Origin of the sequence: Paenibacillus sp. FSL K6-1122, from assembly GCF_037977015.1 — a bacterium.
GTDB lineage: Bacteria > Bacillota > Bacilli > Paenibacillales > Paenibacillaceae > Paenibacillus > Paenibacillus amylolyticus.
Map to the genome: position 1 here is coordinate 1,128,452 of NZ_CP150272.1, position 22,968 is coordinate 1,151,419.

16 protein-coding genes are annotated in these 22,968 nt (G+C 48.1%); 13 read left to right on the forward strand and 3 right to left on the reverse strand.

What is annotated here, in order from left to right:
- The first annotated feature begins 211 nt into the window (after positions 1 to 211).
- The 4 genes from NSQ20_RS05005 (at position 212) to NSQ20_RS05020 (ending at position 5,369) form a co-directional block, all read left to right on the forward strand.
- A complete protein-coding gene (locus NSQ20_RS05005; RefSeq protein ID WP_340031989.1) occupies positions 212 to 1,498 on the forward strand; it encodes a maltose ABC transporter substrate-binding protein in 1,287 nt (428 codons plus the stop codon).
- Between the two features lie 247 nt (positions 1,499 to 1,745).
- Positions 1,746 to 3,101 carry an ABC transporter permease subunit gene (locus tag NSQ20_RS05010; RefSeq protein WP_340031990.1) on the forward strand — a complete coding sequence of 452 codons (1,356 nt, stop codon included), beginning with the start codon at positions 1,746 to 1,748 and terminating at the stop codon, positions 3,099 to 3,101.
- A complete protein-coding gene (locus tag NSQ20_RS05015; RefSeq protein WP_036672604.1) occupies positions 3,098 to 3,934 on the forward strand; it encodes a sugar ABC transporter permease in 837 nt (278 codons plus the stop codon). Before NSQ20_RS05010 ends, NSQ20_RS05015 begins: the two co-directional genes overlap by 4 nt.
- Positions 3,935 to 4,082: 148 nt before the next feature.
- Positions 4,083 to 5,369, forward strand: a complete 1,287-nt coding sequence (locus NSQ20_RS05020) for an MFS transporter (RefSeq protein WP_340031991.1) — start codon at positions 4,083 to 4,085, stop codon at positions 5,367 to 5,369.
- Positions 5,370 to 5,695: 326 nt separating this feature from the next.
- Here NSQ20_RS05020 and NSQ20_RS05025 read toward each other — a convergent pair whose 3' ends face one another.
- Positions 5,696 to 7,852 (reverse strand): alpha-amylase family glycosyl hydrolase, encoded by a 2,157-nt coding sequence (locus NSQ20_RS05025; protein ID WP_340031992.1) that lies wholly within the window; start codon positions 7,850 to 7,852, stop codon positions 5,696 to 5,698.
- Between the two features lie 447 nt (positions 7,853 to 8,299).
- Here NSQ20_RS05025 and NSQ20_RS05030 point away from each other — a divergent pair, with 447 nt between their 5' ends.
- Genes NSQ20_RS05030 through NSQ20_RS05040 form a run of 3 tightly spaced genes read left to right on the forward strand, consistent with a single transcriptional unit; the run spans position 8,300 to position 12,467 of the window.
- Positions 8,300 to 9,679 (forward strand): alpha/beta hydrolase-fold protein, encoded by a 1,380-nt coding sequence (locus tag NSQ20_RS05030; protein WP_340031993.1) that lies wholly within the window; start codon positions 8,300 to 8,302, stop codon positions 9,677 to 9,679.
- Positions 9,676 to 11,094, forward strand: a complete 1,419-nt coding sequence (locus tag NSQ20_RS05035; RefSeq protein ID WP_340031994.1) for a hypothetical protein — start codon at positions 9,676 to 9,678, stop codon at positions 11,092 to 11,094. Before NSQ20_RS05030 ends, NSQ20_RS05035 begins: the two co-directional genes overlap by 4 nt.
- Positions 11,088 to 12,467, forward strand: a complete 1,380-nt coding sequence (locus tag NSQ20_RS05040; protein ID WP_340031995.1) for a fatty acid--CoA ligase family protein — start codon at positions 11,088 to 11,090, stop codon at positions 12,465 to 12,467. The genes NSQ20_RS05035 and NSQ20_RS05040 overlap by 7 nt, the downstream gene beginning before the upstream one ends.
- A gap of 336 nt (positions 12,468 to 12,803) precedes the next feature.
- Here NSQ20_RS05040 and NSQ20_RS05045 read toward each other — a convergent pair whose 3' ends face one another.
- Together NSQ20_RS05045 and NSQ20_RS05050 are read right to left on the reverse strand one after the other, a co-directional pair.
- Positions 12,804 to 14,576, reverse strand: a complete 1,773-nt coding sequence (locus NSQ20_RS05045; protein WP_036672597.1) for an alpha-glycosidase — start codon at positions 14,574 to 14,576, stop codon at positions 12,804 to 12,806.
- 223 nt (positions 14,577 to 14,799) lie between these two features.
- Positions 14,800 to 15,381, reverse strand: a complete 582-nt coding sequence (locus NSQ20_RS05050; RefSeq protein WP_036606205.1) for a hypothetical protein — start codon at positions 15,379 to 15,381, stop codon at positions 14,800 to 14,802.
- A gap of 425 nt (positions 15,382 to 15,806) precedes the next feature.
- On the opposite strand from NSQ20_RS05050, the gene NSQ20_RS05055 reads away from it, so the two are divergent.
- From NSQ20_RS05055 to NSQ20_RS05080, 6 genes are all read left to right on the forward strand, one after another.
- Positions 15,807 to 16,820, forward strand: a complete 1,014-nt coding sequence (locus tag NSQ20_RS05055; protein ID WP_036672595.1) for an iron-siderophore ABC transporter substrate-binding protein — start codon at positions 15,807 to 15,809, stop codon at positions 16,818 to 16,820.
- Between the two features lie 97 nt (positions 16,821 to 16,917).
- Positions 16,918 to 17,931: an iron ABC transporter permease gene (locus NSQ20_RS05060; protein ID WP_340031996.1), complete on the forward strand. Its 1,014-nt coding sequence runs from the start codon at positions 16,918 to 16,920 to the stop codon at positions 17,929 to 17,931.
- On the forward strand, positions 17,928 to 18,971 hold the full coding sequence (locus tag NSQ20_RS05065; protein WP_340031997.1) for an iron ABC transporter permease: 1,044 nt from the start codon (positions 17,928 to 17,930) through the stop codon (positions 18,969 to 18,971). The genes NSQ20_RS05060 and NSQ20_RS05065 overlap by 4 nt, the downstream gene beginning before the upstream one ends.
- 13 nt (positions 18,972 to 18,984) lie before the next feature.
- On the forward strand, positions 18,985 to 19,806 hold the full coding sequence (locus NSQ20_RS05070) for an ABC transporter ATP-binding protein (RefSeq protein ID WP_062837465.1): 822 nt from the start codon (positions 18,985 to 18,987) through the stop codon (positions 19,804 to 19,806).
- A gap of 617 nt (positions 19,807 to 20,423) precedes the next feature.
- A complete protein-coding gene (locus tag NSQ20_RS05075; RefSeq protein WP_340031998.1) occupies positions 20,424 to 21,434 on the forward strand; it encodes a hypothetical protein in 1,011 nt (336 codons plus the stop codon).
- 178 nt (positions 21,435 to 21,612) lie between these two features.
- Positions 21,613 to 22,968 carry a diaminobutyrate--2-oxoglutarate transaminase gene (locus tag NSQ20_RS05080; RefSeq protein ID WP_340031999.1) on the forward strand — a complete coding sequence of 452 codons (1,356 nt, stop codon included), beginning with the start codon at positions 21,613 to 21,615 and terminating at the stop codon, positions 22,966 to 22,968.

Sequence of the window (22,968 nt, forward strand, 5' to 3'; positions counted from 1 at the left end):
TGATTGTTATTGTAGCGCTTACATCAGTAGATTTACATACTTATTGACTTGTTTACCCCTACATATTTAACCGAGAGGTCATCTTGTCTCCCATTTGAGCAAACGTTTGTACAAAATGGAATATGGGATGCAAAACCTGACAACATACGCAGACAAAAGGGTGAAAAGCGCGAACTTTGTTGGACCAAGCAGAGGGAAGGGGACATTTTACATGAGAAAATGGCAAGGGGCAACATTGTCCGTCATGATGGCTTTTACAATGGCTGCGTGCGGGGCTGGAGGCGGAAGTCCATCTCCAACCACGGCAGGTGAGAATCCGGAGGAAGTTGTAGAGCTGACAGCCGAGAACCTTCAGCCTGAAGAAGGGGCAACCCTGGTGATCTGGGAGGATAAAAATCAAAGCAGCTTTATTGAGCAAAGGGTCAAAAAATTCGAAGAAAAATATGGGGTAACGGTCAAAATGGAGGAATTACCTCCAACCGATCAGGTAACCAAGCTGACGACGGATGGCCCAGCGGGTCTGGCGGCAGATGTGGTTGTTTTCCCGCATGATAAGATTGGTAGCGCTTCAGAGGCGGGACTTATTCTGCCCAATGACATATTCGAAGCAGAGACCGCAGAGAACACCAGCGACAACGCGCTGAAGGCAGTGACGTTCAAGGATATCCTGTACGGCTATCCGTACAGCGTGGAGACCTACGCCCTTTTCTATAACAAGGCACTCTATCCAGAAGCTCCGAAAAACTTTGATGAGATTATCAGTTTCGCCAAGACGTTCAATAATGTGAAGTCCAATCAGTATGCGCTGATGTGGGAATTGCAGCAATTTTACTATAACTATGCATTCCTGGCTTCACAGGGCGGTTATATTTTTGGAGACAACGGGATGGATAGCGCGGATCTCGGTCTGAATAACGAAGGTGCCCAGAAGGGCGGACAGTTCTTGCAGACGCTGAAGTCGGAAGTGCTGCCGCTTAAGATGGGTGACGTGAACTATGATATCAAAAAAGGATTATTCTCCAGCGGCAAACTGGCTATGGACATTAACGGTCCGTGGACCATTGCCGATTATCGCAATGCAGGTATTGATTTTGGCGTTGCTCCGCTTCCGGCAATTGATGGCAAACCGATGACCTCCTTCTCAGGTGTTAAAGCCTATTATGTAAATGCATTTACGCAATACCCGAATGCGTCGAAGCTCTTGGCAGCGTTCCTTTCCAATGAAGAAGCTCAGATGGAGAACTTTGACCTGAACGGTACACTTCCTGCGAACAAAAACGTAGCTGCTGATCCGAAGTTGCAGGAGGACCCGATCAATAAGGCGTTCCTGGAACAGTTCAATAACTCGACCCCAATGCCTTCGCTTCCTGCCATGGACAGCGTATGGGGACCAATCACGTCGGCCATTACGGATATCTGGGATACCGATAAGGACGTGAAGTCATCGCTGGACAATGCCGTGAAACAGATCCAGGAAAGCCTTGCCACCGTCCAATAAGGACGAACGACGAGTGCGAAGATATGCATAAGAGCTGCATAATTGAACTTCATATTTACACCAAAACGTAGAGGACAGAAGAAAGCTGAAGAAGTGAAACTAAAAGCTTTCTGAAAGAAAGCTACTTCGGAAGCATAGGCTCGCCTTTATCACCGATCGGAAGCTTATTCTGTCATCGGAGTGGTCAGTGTAAGTACACTTTTGTTCAATGTATACAGGTTAGCAATAGGCAGGGAGGAGAGAGCGAATGCAACAGCAGCATGTCCCGGTGCCCGTTGGACCGAACAGGGAAAGACAACATCGGATGACAGCGGCCATATGTTCCATCATACTGCAAGGTCTTGGACAGCTGTACAATCGACAATGGATTAAGGGAATTTGTCTACTGTTACTGGAGGGAGCGGGGCTTGCGTACCTGCTTCCTCGCCTGTCACAGGCCGTATGGGGCATATGGACACTGGGGGAAAATACACAGCGTTTTGTCAAAGTGAATGGATCCACCGTACTTCAAAGGGGAGACCATTCCATCTTTTTGCTGCTTGATGGCATTATCGTACTGCTGGTGTTTTTTGTGTTTATTCTGATCTACATCCTGAATATTCGGGATGCGTACGTCACGGGACTTGCGAGGGAAGAAGGCAAGCAGACTTTGGGCGCAGCGGCTTCGCTTCGGAGCATGATGGACAAAAACTTCCCGTATCTGTTCCTGTCCATCCCGGCGCTGGGCATTCTTTTCTTCACCGTTATGCCCATCCTGTTTACGATCACGATCGCGTTTACCAACTATTCGGCTCCAGATCATATTCCGCCAGCCAAACTCGTGGACTGGGTAGGCTTCAAGACGTTCAGTGATCTGATCCAGCTGAAATCCTGGAGCCAGACATTCTACGGTGTGCTGACCTGGACAGTCATCTGGGCCATTCTGGCTACAGTCACCACCTATTTTGGCGGCGTGTTAGTAGCACTGTTGATTGAACAGCGGGGCATCCGCTTTAAGAAGCTGTGGCGGACGATCTTTATTTTGCCTTATGCGATCCCACAGATCATCTCCTTGCTGCTTATGCGTAATTTGTTCAATGGTCAGTTTGGTCCGATCAATACGTACATGAGAGCATTTGGGCTGGAGGGATTACCCTGGCTGACAGATCCGTTCTGGGCCAAGGTCACCGTTATTGTCGTCAACATGTGGATTGGTATTCCGGTCAGTATGGTGTTGATTCTGGGTGTATTGACGGCCATCCCTCGTGATCTCTACGAGGCTGCCGAAGTGGACGGAGCATCCGCGTTTCAGAAGTTTCGGATCATTACGATGCCGTTCATTCTTTTTGCCACAACTCCGGTACTTATCATGCAGTTCGCCGGAAACTTCAACAACTTCAATGTCATCTTCCTACTGACCAACGGGAATCCATTACGGGGAGACTACCAGTACGCAGGGGCAACGGACCTGCTGGTAACCTGGCTCTACAAGCTCACACTCGACAATAACAAATTCAACATGGCTTCAGCGGTAGGTATCATCATCTTCCTCATTATCGCTTCATTCTCTATCTGGAACTTCCGCCGCTCCAAATCATTCAAGGAGGAGGACATGATTCAATGAAGACACGTAATAATCCGCTGCGTCTGGCTCTGAGTTATGTGCTGTTGCTGATCATCGCCGTTGTCTCCATCTATCCGGTGCTCTGGATCGTTCTCTCTTCCCTGAGACCCGGCGCGGCATTGTTCAGTGAACGGTTATGGCCGGAAGCATTCACGTTGACCCATTACGGGGAGCTGTTTAATAACCCGTCTTTTATGTACGGCAGATGGTATATGAATACGCTGAAAATTGCCTTTTTCACGATGATCTTCTCCACGTTGATGGTGACACTTGGGATGTATGCCTTGTCCCGTTTCCGCTTCCGTGGACGTAAAACCATTCTCTCCACCATGCTGATTCTCGGCATGTTCCCGAGTTTCATGAGCATGATTGCAATCTATATCATTTTGCTGCAAATTAAATTGCTCGACACCCACGCTGCGCTCATCCTGGTTTATTCATCAGGAGCGGTACTGGGCGGATTTATCGTCAAAGGTTTCTTTGACACCATCCCGCGCAGCCTGGACGAAGCGGCGCGCATGGATGGTGCAAGTCATCTGCGTGTATTCACCAGCATCATCCTGCCTTTATCCAAGCCGATGCTGACTTATGTGGCACTAACCAGTTTCACCGGTGCGTGGATGGACTTTATCTTCGCCCGGCTGGTGCTGCGGACGAAAGAGAACTGGACGCTTGCGGTGGGTATGTGGGATCTGGTCAACCGTTATCAGGACAGTAACTTTACGATGTTTGCTGCGGGGGCGGTACTGATTGCTATTCCAATTACCCTGCTGTTTGTTTTCCTGCAACGATTCCTGGTTCAGGGTCTGACGGCAGGAGCTTCGAAAGGGTAATACCGTGCCATAACAGCATAGTCAGCCGCGATACCTGTGGCACGCCAACCAGGCACTTCCGTGATGTCATGTCTTTATCGACTGGCAAAGCTGCGGAAGTGCCTGATTCTGTATGGGCTCGAATCATGATTAGGGAGGAACGTGATGTATGGGCATGAACCCGTCCAGTGAGCCCGAGATTATCGGATACCAAGATGGACAAGCTGCATTGCATAATACTAAAGCTCCGCCAACACTTTGGCGTAATGTTACCTTTCGCAGGATATTGTACGGCTACGGCATCTCGGTCTTCGGGGATTGCTTCAATGGGATTGCGATTAGCCTGTGGGTGTTACAGACCACAGGCAGTGCAAAGAGCATGGCAGCCGTACAGATCAGCAATATGGCTGTCAGCTTTCTGTTTGGATCGGTGGCGGGTACGGTTGCAGACCGATTGGATCGCAGGAAGCTGATGCTGGCCTCGGATGTATTCCGCGGTGTGATGGCTGTGCTGATTGCGATTAGCCTGTTCGGCTGGCATGCTCCGTTTCCGGTGGTGCTGCTGTTGCTCTCACTCTCCATGTTTTCAAGCCTGTTTCAGGCTCCTGCATTCCACGCCTCTGTAGCAAGTATGGTGGGCAGGGAGCATATTCAACAAGCAACTGGAACCATTCATATGGTGGATAATCTTGCCCGAATCAGCGGACTAGCGGCGGCGGGAGTGGCTGTTGCTGCATTTGGCGGATTCGTTGCCATATTAATTACAGGGGCAACCTTTCTGTTGTCCGCAGTCTGTGTGCTGATGGCGGGCCGCTTTCCTGAGGTACAGCGATCCGTTAGTCAGCAGACCACGTTTGCTCAGGAGTGGCGTAGTTCGTTTGGCTACATCTATCGGAATCCTCTGATCCGATCCATCGTATTGCTCAATCCGGTGCTGATTTTATTTTTCATGTCGGCCATGATGCTGGTTCAAGTGATGGCGGTCAAGGTATGGGAGGCAAATCCGGTGCAGTTTGGATTAATTGAGACCTGTATTCCACTCGGATACATGATTGGCTCTGCGTTGTTGATTGCTTCGGGGAAACGATTGAAGCGAAGAGGGAGATGGGTGTTTATTGGTCTAATTGTGTTGGGGCCGATATATATTTTTTTGGCGAATGTATCCTCACCAATTATGGCGTTGCCGTTCATCGTGGGTGGAGGTGCGATGTTCGCGTGCTGTACGATGCTCACCCAGATTATGCTGAGGACAGCCGTTCCGGACGAGCTGCAAGGAAGAGTCTATGGCGTAGTTGGAACAATCACCAGTACAGCGCCTATTCTGGGATTGACGGTTGTCTCCGTATTGGCAGATCAGTGGGGGGCAGCTTCTGTGCTGCAAGGCGTGGGCATATTACTGTTGGCGACAGGTATTCTGGCCGCTACAACATTGAAGTCGATCCGAACCTATCATTAGAAATGTGATATATAGATCCAATCTATGTTAGTTGAACTATAAACATTTACACGATAACGGAGCAGTCAGATGCAATCCGGAAAAGCGAAGCGTTCGCCTAAAAGATTTCTAAAAGAAAGCTACATTGGAAGCATACGCTAGCTCCAGATTTTCCCTGTATAGAAGGGAATTAAAATAACTGGGGGTAACAGCGATGGGAGATGGATCTGACCGTGTAGTGGTCAAGTGTAGAGTCATTTGTTCAATTTATATAGCATAATCCAATAGCAAAACCCGGAGCATACGCTCGTTAGCGTAACTCCGGGTTAGCTTATAGATGGATTATCTTATTGCCAGTTTACATTGACTGTGGCTGTACCGCTGGTTGGTGTGGTGAACGTGTGGTTGGAACCACCTTCCCACGTAATGGTTGCCCCGTTTTTCTTGAAGAATTTGAACTCCAGTTGTTTCCTGGCTGGTACACTCACATCATAGTACCAAGTTGGGTAGGCGTGGATGACCTGATTGAAAGCAGGACCAATAGCTGTTGTGCCCGTACTCCAGTTGCCCAGTTCTGCCACGTTACCTGTCAGATAGATGTTCTGACCCAGTGTGGTGGAAGCATTATTAATGACAAATCGTACAGTGACCTGATCACCCGTAAGGATGGTGAAGTTGTTATACGCATTGCTGTTAACGCCGTTCGCAGCTACTTTCACAGCATAATTGCCTGCGGCAACAGCTGGGATCGTTACTTTGATCTGCGTATCTTCCCAGGATGTGATCGCAGCACCGGTAACGGCTGTTGTACCGAAGTATACCGTACCTTTGGTGGAGCCAAATCCACGTCCGCTAATGGTAACGACATTACCCGGTTTGCCCATCACCGGACCTACATGCCCGATCGTTGGTGTAGTTTCGCTCGTTGTATATTGCCAGACCGCTGTTGCTCCGGCTGCCAGTGTGAAGGAAGAGACGTTGCCATTGGTGGAAGTGATGTTATTACCGTTCAGTGCACCGCCCAGTACATCGGTGTAGTTGCCTGTTGGTAGTGAAGTGCTTAGATTCGAAATGCTTGCTGGTGTGGAGAGATTACGGTTCACCGCAACAACAGCTACACTTTTGCCAAATTTGCGTTCATAAACGTACACATCATTATTGATCCAGCGTTGCTGAGTGGAGCCATAGGCAATCGCGGGATTGGATTTGCGCAGAGGGGCCAGCTTGCTGATCACGTTGAAAGCAGTGGTTGTTTTGGAGAAGGAAGGCATTTTGGCCCGATTATCAGGGTCTCCGTTACCCGTCAGATACTGCTCGGTACCATAATAGATGGCAGGTACGCCGCGGGAAGTCAGCGTGAAGGCCAGCGCTTGTTCCAGACGACGGTTGTTCACGGCACTTGTTTTGAACCGATCCATATCATGGTTGTCGATGAACGTGACCTGGTCATTCACCTGATTGTAATCTGCCGCTGTGCCTGTAATCATCGAATCCAGAGCATACATGTTGGATGTGTTATCCCTGAAGACGTCACGCACGGCAGAGTTAAAGCGGAAATCAAGCAGGCTCATCCCGGATTCGTTGGCAAATTCCGTGTTATCCGCATCAGATGCAGCAGATCCCAGGAACCATTCACCGAAAGTGAATACAGGTTTATGTGCATAGATGGAGGACATCCAGCTCTTTTGCCAGCCGAGAGGCATATGTTTCACCGCATCAACACGAATACCATCCACGCCCATATCGAGCCATAGCTTGATTGCATCTTTGAAATATTGATCAATGGTACTGTTATTGTGATTCAGGTCAGCGAGGTCATAGAGGTTTTTGTAGATACCATTCTCCAGGGAGGAAAAATCGGAGCCGCCGTTGTGATGGAAATATCCATTTGTATCATTTGTGTATCCGCCAACAAGATTACCGTTATCGTACAACTTGCCATTCTCAGCAAAGGATGTATCGGTTTCCATGGCAGGAGACGTGTGGTTTGGTGCAAAGTCAATGACGATCTTGATGCCTTTGGCATGAGCAGTTGTAATCAGATTTTGAAAATCAGCCATCGTTCCGAAATACGGATTGGTCTTCTTGAAATCACGTGCCCAGTAACCATGATACGCTGTGTTGATCACGCCGCCGTAGTTGATGGTAGCGAAGATATTTTCGACCGGTTGGGAGATCCACAGTGCCGTAACGCCCAGATCGCTAAAATAGTTATCGCTGATTTTGTTGATCAAACCCTGCCAGTCGCCTCCGCAATACAACTTCAGGTTACTACAAGTGGCATCGTAGGCAGCTCCAGTAGGATTGTTGGAAGGATTTCCGTCCAGGAAGCGGTCCGTAAAGATCTGATAGATGACGTCTGTACTAAAGTTCTGCTTGTTGGTAACCGCGGTATCCGCATCGGCATAGATCGCTGAAGCAGGCAGATAGGGAAGTGCGCCCCCTGCAAGTAAACTGAGTGTCAGTGTTGTGCTGAGGAGTACACGTTTGGCCATTTGAAACATAGTAATCCACCCTTCTCGTGAATGTAGTAGTTTAGATAAACAACCAACCCGGCTCTTGAATAATAGCGCTTTCAATACAGCGAAGTGTTACGCAGTGGATTGAAGACTTCCCTCCTTTTGACACGCCAACAACCCCGGCATCTCCTTCGGGAGTTACCGGGGTTGTCCTAAACCGCTCAGGTTTAAAAGCATGGCCCTCGAGTTATGATCACAACGTTATCGTAAGAAATATTGGATCTTATGTCAATAACTTTTTTGGGAGCATTTATTTTCTATTTTTATGTTTACAAAAGCACGTCCGGGGATTTAAACTATTCGCAGATTCACAATATAAGGGCTATGTATCCCGGAACACTTACGTGTGTTCTGGGACAACCCCGTCTCTTCTGAGGCGGGGTTATTTGTATTATGCAGTCGAATCGGGAGAAGAGAGGCGGTTGATGATCGTTGAGTACCCATTCTGTCATCGAATGTTTGGAAGGCATTCAGGCGTCGCGGCTGGGCAATATCCGCAACATTTATGTGTACCTCCCGCCCGGTTACCATGAGCAGGCAGCTCGGCATTATCCGGTTCTGTACGTTCATGCGGGGCAGCGGGCTTTTGGTCTATCCGGGCCAGGTAATGAAACATGGAATATGGATCAGGCAGCGGACGGACTAATTGCCTCCGGGCAGATTGAATCACTGATTATTGTCGGCATTACACATGTCCGTCCAGTCACGCACAACGAATTCTATCACTTCATCGCTCCTGAGAGAGAGGCCGTGAGTGTGGGGTGCTCAGGCATCGCCTATGAACATTTCATCATTCATGAGCTCAAGCCGATCATTGATCATCGTTACCGTACACTGCCGGACAAGTCGAATACCGGGCTGTTGGGTTCATCTGCCGCGGCGCTTTGTACATTGCACATGGGGATGAGAAATCCGGATGTTTTCGGAAAACTGATCATGATGTCGCCATTCTATGTGGATGTGCAGCTGGACGAAACATCGGAAAGTGGACTGTTGGAAGAGAACATGTATCGCTTGCCAGAAGAGGTACCCGACGTTCGAATGTGGATGGATATTGGAGATACGGAAGGTCTGTTTCTGCCTTCCCAGGTCAGAAGGGTAGCTCATCAATTACTTGAACGCGGAGTAGGATCGGATGAGGAGTTGGCATTTCTGGAACAGCAGGGTGCCTGCCATCAGGAAGGTGACTGGGGAGCACGCGTTCACCTCCCGTTACTGTACATGTTCGGCCACGTGGGTAAGCCCTCCTCGCTCGAACTGCTTGGAAGGGATGTCATCGGACTAGAGGGTGGAATGACCGTGTGTATCAATGCACAAATGCACTACGAGAGTGGGTTGGTTCAGAGTCTGCTGCATGGGAATTATACTTCGAGTGACCCAAATGTGCTTCAGGTTCATGCGAGTGGAGAGTTGGTTCCTGTCGGTATTGGAAGTGCATCCATCACGCTGACTGTGGGGGAACTGTCTGCTACACGCATCTATACCGTCGTTCCTGAATTGTCAACTCACGTAGAGGTCTGCATTCGTGCAGAGGTAGCTCCCGACGAAGACTCGGAGGAAACGATATATGGTGGGATGGGTATGAAGCTTGTCCGTTCTGGTAAAGGTCGATATGAAGGTAGTTACCGAGTCCCGCGTGATAGTGGGTTCTCCTTCCGGTTTACACGTGGTTTCCGCCGTTTCGAGACCGATGTGGAGGGCAAACCTATTGCCAATCGGGTATTTCGAGCGACAGATGATATGTCTGTGCATTACCTAATCCAATCCTGGGGCAGTACGTCAGCCAAAACGGGAACAGGAGGCCCAAAATGATCATTCCTTCATTCGCTCCAGTGCTGGACATTCCTTATTATTATCCCTGCAATTTTCCTCTGATTCATGAAGTGCTCCATCGACAAGGATCCATCACAAGTCTTGCACTGCTGGCGGCAAGTCGGTTGTACAGCCTTCCTTCGTGCGGGGATAACGGACTGGTGAAGCCTTATTTTCACAAACTGGATTATGTAGAGCCAATCTGGGAGATGTATGGTCAGCGACAGCTGGAAAGCTTCGAGGAAGGCAAGACGCAGATCCGGCAGTATATTGGCGAAGGTGGGCTTTTTTTGGCTACAGGAACCAGTTATCACCTGCCTTACTGTGAGGATTATCAGAATCCCGAGTACATTCGCAAACATGTGAAGCAGGGCTCCCGACTACATCTGGTAGACCATTGGATTGCTGTATATGGTTTGGAAGATGAGCATGTTCACGTCTACGATCCCGTGCCCTCCAAGTATAAGGGAAAGGTTACTCAAAGGGCCTTTCATGACTTCTGGAAAGGTAACCAAAGCATACCTGAGCTTGCGCAGGCCAAACGCAAAGAAGAACTCCGAACGTATGGAACCATGGACATTCGGGCGACTGTGAAGCTGGACTCTGACGGTTACCGAGACATGTTGATCCAGGCGTTAACAACGCAGATTGAAGAATTTCTGACAGGCCGGACGATTACGCAAGGAGAGCGGAATTTTCATTTTGGACATGTGGTGTCTCTGCGACTCTTAGATGCACTGCGTGGGGCGAATGAAGGGGATCAGGCCAATGAAATGTTAATATCGGGTCTGCTGTTTGATATGCGATGGAGTCGATATTTTCTTCGAGATCTTCTTCAGGAGTCTGCCTTATGGCTCGGTTCTCCATTTGATCAATATGCGAGAGAATTCAGCGAGATCATTGTACGTTGGGAGAAGGCCTATAATATGCTTCAGGTCAGTCGGATAAAGCAGCGTGAGCAGTGGAAAGTACAGCTAACAAGTGTAATTAAAATGTTGGTCACAGATGAATGGCAATGGTATGAGTCACTTCGACAGTCCATACCTCAGGCAGATTGCTTCCCACGTCAGGCCGTGTTAATGATTGGACAAGAACACAGGGAGGATTTGCTCCGTATCGTATTGGATAGTTGCCGGGAGTTAAACGCGTACCATAATACAACGATTCCACTTGGTGAGGGTGGTAACGCTCCACTGTACGGACGAAGTGGGCAACTGGATTCGCTGGAACTCGTGTCATTGCTTGCAGTGGTAGAGCAGGGAATCGAAGATCGATGGGGAACGGGGATGGGAGCCGCACTGGCGGAGATGGCTACTGCTTCCATGCCTGAAAGCCCATATCAGACCGTGGATTCACTTGTTGATTATCTCGCACAGCAATGGGCGCCTGACGGTAAGGAGGATGCAAGATGTTGAACCAATTCTTGCTTGAACGATTCGCGGAACAGGGACAGCAACCTGCGCTGATCTGGAAAGATCAGGAGTACAGCTATCGGTGGCTGCTGGAACAGGTTGGCATCATGAGTAAGTGGATTACAGCAGAAAAGCTGACTGGGCAACTTGTAACGCTGGAGGAAGATTATTCTCCCTATGCAGCGGCAGCATTGGTTGCTTTGCTCGGACAAGGGTGTATCGTGCTCCCCATGGATCGGAACCTGGTTGAAGCCAAACGAGAGGAATATATCCAGCTGGCACAGGTGAAGTGGCGTTTAGGCGTTGAAGAAGGCAAGTTGTGCATTCGGCAAACATGTGAATTATCTGGAGAGGTTCCTGTGTTGTTATCCTCGCTGGCACAAGAAGGCGTAGGCGGACTTGTACTCTTTTCATCCGGATCAACGGGAGTGAGTAAAGCGACTGTGCATCGTGCAGATCGGCTGTTACATGGTTTTCGGCGGCAGGTTCGGCCTTTGCGAACGATTCCATTCATGATGTTTGATCATATCGGCGGTGTGAATACAATGCTGCAATCCCTGTCCAGTGGGGGCTGTCTCTGTATCATTGCAGATCGATCTCCCGAAGAAGTGTGCCGAACGATTGAGAAGTTTCGTGTGCAGGCTCTTCCGGTCTCCCCAACATTCATGAATCTGTTGCTGCTGGGTAGAAATGATGAGGGGTATGATCTGTCGAGTCTCGAAGTTGTGTCATACGGATCGGAAGTGATGCCTGAATCCGTACTGGCAGCCTGGAACCGGAGATATCCACAACTAAGGACGATACAAGCCTATGGCATGTCTGAACTTGGCATTCTGCCAACCCGCTCCAAAGAGCCAGGCTCGCTGCTGTTTTCCATTCAAGATGAAGGGGTCAAGTGCCGGGTGGTGGAAGGAGAATTACAGATCCATACCGAAACTGCGATGATCGGATATTTGAATGCACCTTCACCTTTTACAGAGGACGGGTGGCTACGTACTGGGGATGAAGTTGTGCTGGAGCAGGGTTACATTCGTATTCTGGGACGTCGTTCCGAGATCATTAACGTAGGGGGACGGAAAGTGTATCCTGCCGAGGTCGAGGGTGTTCTGGAAGAGATGGAATGTATTGAAGCGGCCGTAGTTTCGGGAGAACAGAGTGGTATCACGGGTCAGAGGGTGAAGGTGACGATCCGGCTGGCTACAGAATGTACTCTCACCGATCTGCGGCGATCCATCTGGGAATATTGTCAGGACAAGCTGCCTTCATACAAGATTCCGCAGAAAATCGTAATTACACAGGGAGCGCTCGTAAGTTCAAGAATGAAGAAAATACGAAAACCAATGACTTCGACACCCTTCGCCTCGGCTGGGAAATAGGTCGCTGCCTCGAAGAGTTTCACCTTGCTTGAATCGGTATCGCTAACGAACCTCAAACATCGTATTGAGGGGATAATCAAGAAAAGTAAAACCTAACGAATCTCAGTAACGTTATTGCTTCAAAAATACGGCTTCGGGTCTCGAAAATCGACGTATTGGACGAAATAAGGTCTCTCTGATTCGTTAGGCATTTAACCCGCGTATAATGAAGCGAATAAGGTGTGCTGGGTTCGTTAGAATATGACGTACAAGATGCAGAAGAGGCTGTCCTTGGTCGTAAATATGACCTGGAGGACAGCCCTTTGAAGTTATTTTCCCTTGTTAGCTGTATTTATCTCAGGCCTCAGCTGGTTGTTTAACCTCAAGTTGCATCAGGGAGAATCCGTATGCTTCCAGATCGAGGGTCAGTTTATTTTGCCGTGCTTCCACGGTGTTGGATGTGAATAGATTTCGCCAGATGTTACGATCTCCCAAGGGGAGTTCAAGGGTGCATGGTTCATCACCAGCATTAAGAACAAGAAGCATGCGCTCTCCCGTATGCGAATCCAATCGTTCGATGGCAAGACAAGGGTCTCCGGCTTTTGCATATACAATCTTCAGTTCTGTGCTGCGCAGGGCAGGGTGCTGTTTGCGAAGGGCAATCGTACGGGTGAAAAATTCCAGAAGCTCGCGATTCTGCTTGCTCTCATCCCACTCCATACACTTGCGGCAACCCGGATCATATCCCCCATCAAGTCCCACTTCGTCTCCATAATAGATACATGGGACACCTGGATACGTAAGCAGCAACGTAACGGCAAGTTTCATCTTGCGTTCGTCTCCATCACACAAGGTCAGCAGTCTGGGTGTATCATGACTTCCGAGCAGATTGAAGGCCGCTTCGGTCACAGGTTGTGAATAGGCTGCGAGCAGTTTGCCGATCTCATTTGCGAATCCAAGTCCATCGAGCTTGCCATGCACCGTATAGTCCAATACCGAATTGGTAAACGGATAATTCATCACGGCATCGAACTGGTCTCCCTGAAGCCACATGAGCGAATCATGCCAGATCTCACCGAGCAGATAGGCGTCAGGTTTAATGGCTTTTACCGTCTGACGGAATTCGCGCCAGAACTGATGATCTACCTCGTTGGCTACATCAAGCCTCCAGCCGTCAATGTCCATCTCCTCAATCCAGAAACGACCTACCTCTAGCAGGTATGCCTTCACTTCAGGGTGTTCCGTGTTCAGTTTCGGCATGAGCGGTTCAAAGGCAAAGGTGTCATAAGTCGGTATGCCATTCTCCACACGTGGCGGCCAGTCCTTGATATAGAACCAATCTGCGTAGGGGGAAGAGGGACCATTCTTCATGACATCGACAAAAGGAGGGAACTCTCTACCGGAATGATTGAATACCGCATCCAGAACAACGCGTATACCGCGCTGATGACAGGCGTCCACGAACGCTTTGAACTGTTCATTGGTACCAAAGTGAGGATCAACCTTCATGTAATCGCCTGTATTGTATTTGTGATTCGTCGTGGCTTCGAACAGCGGACAGAAGTAAATGGCATTGATGCCGAGCTGACTTATATGATCCAGATGATCCAGCACACCTTGGAGATCGCCGCCGAAGAAGTTCACCGGTGTAGGCTCTCCTCCCCAGGGTTCAGCATTTTTGGGACTGAGGGATGGATCGCCATTGGCATAACGTTCAGGGAAAATCTGATAAAACACAGCGTCCTTAACCCAGGCAGGCGGTTCAAAAATGTCGACTGGATTCATAAATGGAAAATCAAAGAATTCGAGCGGATGATCAGGCAGCGCCTGCTCGAATCCGCGCTCCGTCATCCAGACCGATACCTCTCCTTGAATCAGTTGGAAACCATACCGTAATCGGCGATAGGGAGGTGAAGTCTCAGCTTCCCAATAATCGAACATTTCATCCCGGGCAAAGATGTGCATGGGGATGTGTGTGATCGTCCGATCCCAGGCATATTTGTCTCCCGTAATCGCAATCACCGCATCCAGGTCCCCACGTTTGGACCGAAGTCGGAGGTGCATGGTCGAGCGGTCATACGCATAGGACCAATTGAGTTTGGGGCGATGGTAAACGGCTTCAAGAATCATGTAAATCACTCCTCGTCAGATGATGAAATTCAGATAAAAGTGGCCATTAAACGCAAAAAAAGGCACAACCTCAATTGTTCACGAGGTTGTACCTTTCGGCAGCATAGCCTTTTGATTATAGTGCTATTATACGAACTAACTCAGCAAAAGAAAACACTTTTTTTCCTTAAATTTCAAATTGTTTTATTCGAAATGTAGGACGCATATCTGCAATTACTTTTTTTTATAAATCAAATCCAAGTTTATTGGCGTATGCAGAGAATTCTTTGTGAAATTTCTCGATATTTTTCTTGCCGGTAGCAATTTTGGCATTGGCTTGTTTCAGGACAGCGCTGTTTACCGTTGTTTTGGAGACAGATTTTTTAGCGAGTTGGAATCCTTCCAGCTGTGTATAGCTACCTTTGATCAAGTTGGCATGGATTTTTTGCAATTCCGCATTTTGCGGTTTGATCATCTTCAGCTTTGATACATATTTGGTGTAGTTAGGAATCGCTGTATTGGTCAGTTTCAGGAAAACGGACTTGCGATTGGATGATGTGATGTAAAATCCACCTCCCAAAGCATTGAAGGCTCTCTCCTCATATACCGATGCCATATCCAACTGATCAAGGTAGCCCAGGAAATCTTCTTCTTCGACTGTAGGGATCGGTTCTTGTTCTGACGTGTCAATTTCTTCATAGTATTCGTCTTCCGAATATGTATTGGTTGAGTCATCCGCAGCAGCGGCATAGGACCCTACAGGTGCGAACACCCCGCCGAGCAAGACAAAACTCATAATGATTGATAGTACCCATGATTTCTTCACGTGTTAATATCCCCTATCTATAGATGTGATTTTATTCCAATGGATAATCTAACATAGTACAACAAGAAATTACAGGAATTGTTTTACAGTAAATTCATCAGTCAAACGCATATGAATGAATAATGAGTCACTAGCAAAAAGGACATGTATTAGATGAAGCTAAAAGTAAGAAGAGAGATTTGTATATTTAGCAGGTAAGAAAAAAATTACATATATGGTTTATGTGGAGGCGTATTGTATCGATATATATTGTATTGGTTTAGTTAATTTATCTTTATTTACTGTTGTTTTATGAAGTTACAGAGTTCGACAGGGAGTGAGAAGTTTTTCCAAATAAAATGCTTGTATAATGATTTCATCTCCATTACAATACAATTGATAATGAGATTCAATATCATTTAGATAAAAAAGGGGAGACGGATTTCATGTATAAAGTAAAGAAAAATCTATACATTTATGCAGCACTTATTCTGATGATTTCACTACTTGCTGGTTGTGCTTCGGGTGGAAGTGCCGAGACAACAAATACGTCCAGCCAAGCTGCAAGCAGCAATGAGAGCAATAATGAAAGTGATACAACTGCCAGTGCGACTGAAGATCAGACCCGAGTGATCAAACATGCCATGGGCGAAACCACAATCAAGGGAACCCCGCAAAAGATCGTGACACTGTTCCAGGGTGCGAATGATGTCGTTGTTGCACTTGGCGTGAAACCGACAGGCGTGGTGGAATCCTGGGTTCAGCAGCCAGTCTATGAATATCTGAGAGCAGATCTGGACGGAGTTCCACAAGTAGGACAGGAATCGCAACCCAATCTGGAAGAGATCAACAAGTTGAAACCCGACTTGATTATTGCTACGAAGATCAGACATGAAGAGATCTATGAGCAACTGTCGCAGATCGCACCAACGGTAGTGACGGAGACGCTTTTTGACTGGAAAGAAACGGTGAAAACTGTTGGGGAAGCGATGAATAGGGTTGAGCAATCGGATAAATTGTTGTCTGATTGGGATGGCCGTGTAGCTGATTTCAAAGAGAAAATGGGGGATCGTCTGCCAATTGAAGCAACCATCACGAACTTTAGAGCCGATCAGGTTCGTATTTTCTACATGGGATATGCGGGTAAGATTCTGAATGAACTTGGGTTCACCAGACCTGCCGGACATGACGCAGACACATGGGGAGTTGAATTGACTTCCAAAGAAAACATTCCAGATATGAATGCAGACATGATCTTCAACTTCAATTCAGGCACAGAAACAGATGCCATTCAGAAAAATTATGATGATTGGACCAGCAGTCCACTGTGGAAAAACCTTGATGCAGTCAAGAATAACCAACTGGTTCAGGTCGATGAAGTGGCCTGGAACATGGCAGGTGGATACACATCAGCCAACATGATGCTGGACGATCTATATAAGCAGTTCAACCTGAACTAACGAACAGGAGCAGGACCTGCCATGCACCAGAACATTCGTTAACGAAGTGTATGGGCAGGCAGGTCTTTTATCATTTTACAGATGAAAGAGTGAGAGTATGTTTCCCCTTTTTACAAAGGCAAGCGCCAAGATCTATGGACTGGTTGGTTTATTCATATTACTTCTACTTGCTTGCCTAGCCAGTATGATTCTGGGACGTACGCATATCACGTTTCAGATGGTATGGGAAGCACTGCAATTCTATGACGAAAGTTCTGTGGAACATGTGGTTCTGCTGACGGAACGGTTGCCACGTACGGTTATTGCTGCTGTTGTAGGAGCAAGTTTGGCAGTGGCGGGTGGGCTGATGCAGGCATTGACACGTAACCCGCTGGCATCACCAAGTGTGTTCGGGATCAATTCTGGTGCGATCTTTTTTATTGTTATTGCCATTGTTGTATTGCCCGTATCTTCGCTCACTACCATGATGTGGTTTGGTTTTGCAGGGGCTGCTGTAGCCGCGGCAATTGTATATGGGCTAGGTTCCCTAGGTCGTGATGGCCTGACACCGATCAAAATTGTACTGGCAGGTACGGCAATCTCCGCGTTATTTGCCTCGTTCACACAGGCCATTCTGGTGCTGGATGGAACCGGATTGCAGGATGTACTGTTCTGGCTTGCCGGTTCAGTAAGTGGACGGACGTTGGATATGTTATATCCTGTTCTGCCGTACATGACAGCCGCAGCTATTGTCTCTTTGTTCATGGGCAGAGCCATCAATCTGCTCTTGACGGGTGACGATATCGCCAAAGGCATGGGACAGAATGTACTTCTGGTCAAGGTGCTCATGGGAATTGTTACGGTATTGCTGGCGGGTGGTTCGGTTGCCGTAGCCGGTTCGATCGGTCTCGTCGGTCTGGTTGTCCCGCATATCATGCGTGCATTTGTAGGCAACGATTACCGCTGGCTTGTTCCTTACTCTATTGTAGGGGGAGCGATTCTGCTGCTGTCCGCGGATGTGGTTGCAAGGTTGGTGATCATGCCACAGGAAGTTCCACTGGGTGTCATGACTGCACTGATTGGCGGACCCTTCTTCGTGTATATTGCCCGCAAGGGGGTGACGAAGATATGAGGAAGCTGTTGACTTTCCGCAACAAAAAAGACACTGTCTCAGTGCAATTGGAACGAAAATCACTGGTTGTCATCGGTGTATGTATCCTCTTGTTCCTGATGGCAGGAGTGGTCGGTACCAGTGTAGGCAGTGACTTTATTTCTCCGCTGGATGTGCTCAGAACGATATTTGGTCTGAATGCAGGAGAGCATGACTTCGTCGTGCTGACCTTAAGACTGCCACGGGTGTTATTATCTCTGCTCGTAGGAGCAGCCCTCGGTATGTCAGGCGCGCTTCTGCAAGGCATTATCCGTAATCCGCTGGCCTCACCGGATGTCATCGGAATCACTGGCGGTGCAGCTGTTGCGGCTGTAGGTTTTGTTACATTGCTGGGCGGGGCGGTAAGCATCAAGTTGTTACCACTGTTCGCCATTGTCGGTGCGCTTGTGACTGCATTGATCATCTATGTACTTGCCTGGAAAAAGGGAGTCAGTCCGATCCGCCTGGTGCTGATCGGGATTGGAGTGTCAGCCATTACCGGAGCTGGAACGACCTTTATGCTGATCCTGAGTCCATTCTACACGGCAGGTCAAGCCTATATCTGGCTGACAGGAAGTATATACGGAGCATCGTGGACCGATGTCCGAACGATTTTACCGGTTATCGTAATTGTTATACCGCTGGCGATCTGGTTCGCTCGCAGTCTGAATGCACAGGAGTTCGGGGATGATCTGGCCACAGGGCTGGGTGTAACTGTACAGCGGCATCGTTCAGCGTTGTTGTTATGCAGTGTACTGCTGGCGGGAATCGCCGTTGCGGTTGCCGGAACCATTGGTTTTGTAGGCCTGATCGCTCCACATATTGCCCGAAAGCTGGTTGGACGGATGTTTGGCAGTATGCTGATTGTGTCTGGACTGGTTGGTGCTCTGCTTGTATTTGCGGCAGATCTGATTGCCCGCACTGCCTTTCTACCGCTGGATGTTCCCGCAGGGGTATTCACCGCAGGCGTAGGCGCACCATTTTTCCTGTATTTGTTGTTCAAGAATCGAAATCAGTTTTGAGGAGGAGAGAGCTGTGAGTATTCTGGAAGCCAAGGAGCTTACGATCTCCTATGGAGCAGATCCCATTATTGAAAATTTAAACCTGACCATTCCCAAGGGACAGATTACCGTCCTGATTGGCAGCAACGGCTGTGGTAAATCTACGCTGCTGCGTACGATGGCCCGGTTGCTGAAATCCAGCTCCGGTTCGGTGCTGCTGGATGGCGAAGAGATTGCAAAGCTGCCGACCAAGGAGATTTCAAGGCGCATGTCCATCTTGCCGCAGGGTCCGACCGCTCCAGAAGGATTGACAGTGAACCAACTGGTCAAGCAAGGACGTTATCCACATCAAACATGGCTGAAGCAATGGTCTCGTGAGGATGAGCGTATGGTCAAGCTGGCACTGGAATCCACACATCTGACAGAACTCGCGGATCGACCTGTGGATGCATTGTCCGGTGGACAGCGTCAGCGTGCCTGGATTGCGATGACACTTGCGCAGGGTACCGAAACGCTACTATTGGATGAACCTACAACCTATCTGGATATGACACATCAGATTGATATCCTCGATCTGTTGTTTGAGTTGAACGAACGGGAAGGACGCACGATTGTTATGGTACTTCATGATCTGAATCTGGCATGTCGTTATGCGCATCACATTGTGGCTGTTCACAACAAGTCGATCTACGCAGAAGGCAAACCGGAAGATATTGTTACACAGGAGATGGTTCGTAAGGTTTTCCAGATGGAGTGTGAGATTGCGGTTGACCCACTGTTCGGTACACCAACCTGTATCCCGCATGGAAGGGGAAGGAAGCTGAATGGAGAACAGCGTTATACACAACTGGCTTGAGGATCAAAAAGTCCGTTTTTGATTCGTTCAATAGTTAATCAAAACTCCACATCAACTCCATTGTATGATCATGCAGATAACAAATTAGGCAAGCCGTTGGTAAAACCATGTCCCAGGCTTGCCCGGTTTGTTGTGCCTATTATTCGATAAAAGCATACCTGCATTGACTCAAACTTACACTAAATTAAATCTTATTTTTCCTTAAAAGTTTATTATTGACAATATAACTCGAATTGCCATAAAATAGATTTTATATGATATTGATAATCATTATCAATATTGAATTACAATAAAAATTGATGAACGTATGAGCAATATAAGTTGAATTAATCATTTACATGCAACGGAGAGGACAGAAAAAACCTGAAAAATCGGAGCTATAAGCTTTCTGCAAGAAAGCTACCCCGAAAGAATACACTTGTCTAAAAGCTTTCCGAAAGAAAGCTGCTTCGTAAGCATAAGCTAACCCCGGATTTTTCCCTTGAGAAAAGGGAATCAAAAAATCTGGGGATAACAGCGATTGGAAGGTTGTTCTGTCATTGTAGTGTCAGCGTAAATAATCTTTAATTCAACTTATATAGGAGCGAGTACCTTCATTCGATCGAGGAGGATTTTCAGTGTTTCCGAAAGGGATTCATAATCTGCAAAACCGACTCATTATAAGCAAAGCGAGAGAAATGGGCATCAACTGTGAGCCACTTCTTGAGGGATGCGAAGATTTTCTGAAGCTGTCTGTAGGGGACAAAGAGATCATCATTAACAAAACCAGATCTCATCGTCTGCCGTTAATCGCTGGACTGCTCGCGAAGAACAAGCAGGCATGTAATATGTTGCTGCATGAACAGGGAATGCCTGTACCGTCATTTATCGTGATCCCGGAGATGGGAAGCGAAGCAGTAGCTTTTCTGAATAGATACGGCTCTATTGTAGTGAAACCACTGGATGCGAGCAGCAGCATGGGCGTGACGCTGGATGTGCGTACTGAAGAAGAACTGGAGACAGCCATTCAGCTTGCGAGTGTCCACGGCAGCAGCATTATGTTACAGCAATATGTGACCGGGATTGATTACAGAGTGCTGATCATTAACGGTGAAGTGGCGGCTGTGAACCAGTATCGACCTGTCTATGTCGAGGGAGACGGAACTTCAACTGTTGGGGCATTGATCGAGCAGTTGAATCAGGAACGAATCGAGATGACGCACATTGGGGAGTATGAAGCATTTCCCGAGGTTAATGCAGAAACGGAACGACTGCTGGAGGTATTACATGCACAAGGGACAACACTGGATGAAGTTCCTGCCGCGGGAAAAGAAATCGAGTTATACAATCTCCGCAATTCTGCCGCCGGAAAAATCAGTGAATTCTACAAGGATTGTACCGAAATCATTCATCCCGAAAATGCCCGAATGATCATTCAGGTGGCAAAGACTCTTCAGATCGATGTAGCAGGAGTCGATGTTCGTTGTTGTGATATCCGCACTCCAATCTCCAGAGATGAGGGAGGCATCCTGGAAGTGAATGCCTTGCCAGATCTGACACACCACGTCTTTCCCCATGGTGGAACAACTCGTGATGTGGTTCGGTTATACCTGGAATACCTGTGTCAGGAGCAACTTGAATATAAATAAATATAGCTTATAACAACGTATAGATGACAATATATAACGGATAACAGATAACGGATACCATCATTTAATTTGGACCTCACCATGATTTTGAACCAATACCAGGTCATATGCAAAAGTAGAACAAGAATCACAGGCAGCAGGTTCAGCCTGAATCGATTATAAGGAGCGTTAGAGGGCTATGTCAGTAGAGGTGCAGACGGAATATCTGAAGATGCAAAATGAGAAGGAATCCAATGCAAGATCGTACCCGAGACATTTCCCACTTGTCATTAACAAGGCCCATGGGGTGAAGATTACCGATACGGAAGGCCGCGTATTCTACGACTGCCTGGCTGGGGCAGGAACATTGGCGCTGGGGCATAACCATGACACGGTGGTCAACGCCATTCGCGATGTTCTGGATCAGCAGATTCCGCTTCATACACTGGATCTGGCAACACCGCTGAAGCTTTCATATATGCAAGAACTATTCTCCATCCTTCCGGTAGAGATGCGAGACACAGCCAAAATCCAGTTCTGTGGTCCAACCGGAGCGGATGCGGTAGAAGCAGCCATTAAGCTGGTCAAACATGCAACAGGTGGCAAGTCTATTCTTGCCTTTCAGGGAGGTTATCACGGTTCGACCCAAGCGACAATGTCGATGAGTGGCAACCTGAGCAAGAAACAACATCTGCAAAGCCTGCTGCCCGATGTTCATTTCCTGCCTTTTCCTTATGAGTACCGCTGCCCATTTGGTGTTGGTGAAGGCATGACGGCCCGGTTAAGCGCACAGTATATCGAGAACTTGCTCGATGATTGCGAGAGCGGTATTGCGGCACCGTGTGGGGTCATTGTGGAGACGGTGCAGGGTGAAGGTGGAGCCATTCCGGCAGATATCGAATGGCTGAGGGAGCTGCGCCGAATCACGGCAGAGCGAAGCATTCCACTTATCATCGACGAAGTGCAGACAGGCATTGGACGGACAGGACGAATGTTTTCGTTTGAACATGCCGGGATTGTACCTGATGTAATCATCTGCTCCAAAGCGGTTGGCGGAAGTCTGCCGATGTCTGTCGTCATCTATAAGGAGGAGCTGGATCGATGGCAGCCTGGTGCACACACAGGTACGTTCCGTGGCAATCAGCTGGCCATGGCAGCGGGACTTGCTACACTTCGTTATATTCGGGAGCAGGATGTTTTGAACAATGTGCATCTGCGCAGTGAGCAGTTCATGAATCAACTGAATGCAATGAAAGAGCGGTATGCAGAGATTGGTGATGTGCGAGGCAGAGGACTGATGATTGGCGTTGAGGTGGTTGATCCAATGGGACGCAAAGATCGTCTGGGACATTATCTGCCTAATGGTGCGCTGGCTGAGTCTATTCAGCGTGAATGTTTCAAGAATGGATTAATTGTAGAACTGGGCGGGCGTCATTCAGCGGTTGTTCGTTTTTTGCCGCCGCTGAATATTACGGAGCAAGAATCGGGTGCAATCCTTGCGATCTTTGAGAAATCGGTAGCTGAAGCGATTGCCTTAGCAACAGCCGCATGCTGA

Excerpts from the sequence above, each read along its gene's own strand:
- NSQ20_RS05005 (WP_340031989.1), top strand. The coding sequence starts at position 212 with ATGAGAAAATGGCAAGGGGCAACATTGTCCGTCATGATGGCTTTTACA.
- NSQ20_RS05010 (WP_340031990.1), top strand. The coding sequence starts at position 1,746 with ATGCAACAGCAGCATGTCCCGGTGCCCGTTGGACCGAACAGGGAAAGA.
- NSQ20_RS05015 (WP_036672604.1), top strand. The coding sequence starts at position 3,098 with ATGAAGACACGTAATAATCCGCTGCGTCTGGCTCTGAGTTATGTGCTG.
- NSQ20_RS05020 (WP_340031991.1), top strand. The coding sequence starts at position 4,083 with ATGGGCATGAACCCGTCCAGTGAGCCCGAGATTATCGGATACCAAGAT.
- NSQ20_RS05025 (WP_340031992.1), bottom strand. The coding sequence starts at position 7,852 with ATGTTTCAAATGGCCAAACGTGTACTCCTCAGCACAACACTGACACTC.
- NSQ20_RS05035 (WP_340031994.1), top strand. The coding sequence starts at position 9,676 with ATGATCATTCCTTCATTCGCTCCAGTGCTGGACATTCCTTATTATTAT.
- NSQ20_RS05040 (WP_340031995.1), top strand. The coding sequence starts at position 11,088 with ATGTTGAACCAATTCTTGCTTGAACGATTCGCGGAACAGGGACAGCAA.
- NSQ20_RS05045 (WP_036672597.1), bottom strand. The coding sequence starts at position 14,576 with ATGATTCTTGAAGCCGTTTACCATCGCCCCAAACTCAATTGGTCCTAT.
- NSQ20_RS05055 (WP_036672595.1), top strand. The coding sequence starts at position 15,807 with ATGTATAAAGTAAAGAAAAATCTATACATTTATGCAGCACTTATTCTG.
- NSQ20_RS05060 (WP_340031996.1), top strand. The coding sequence starts at position 16,918 with ATGTTTCCCCTTTTTACAAAGGCAAGCGCCAAGATCTATGGACTGGTT.
- NSQ20_RS05065 (WP_340031997.1), top strand. The coding sequence starts at position 17,928 with ATGAGGAAGCTGTTGACTTTCCGCAACAAAAAAGACACTGTCTCAGTG.
- NSQ20_RS05080 (WP_340031999.1), top strand. The coding sequence starts at position 21,613 with ATGTCAGTAGAGGTGCAGACGGAATATCTGAAGATGCAAAATGAGAAG.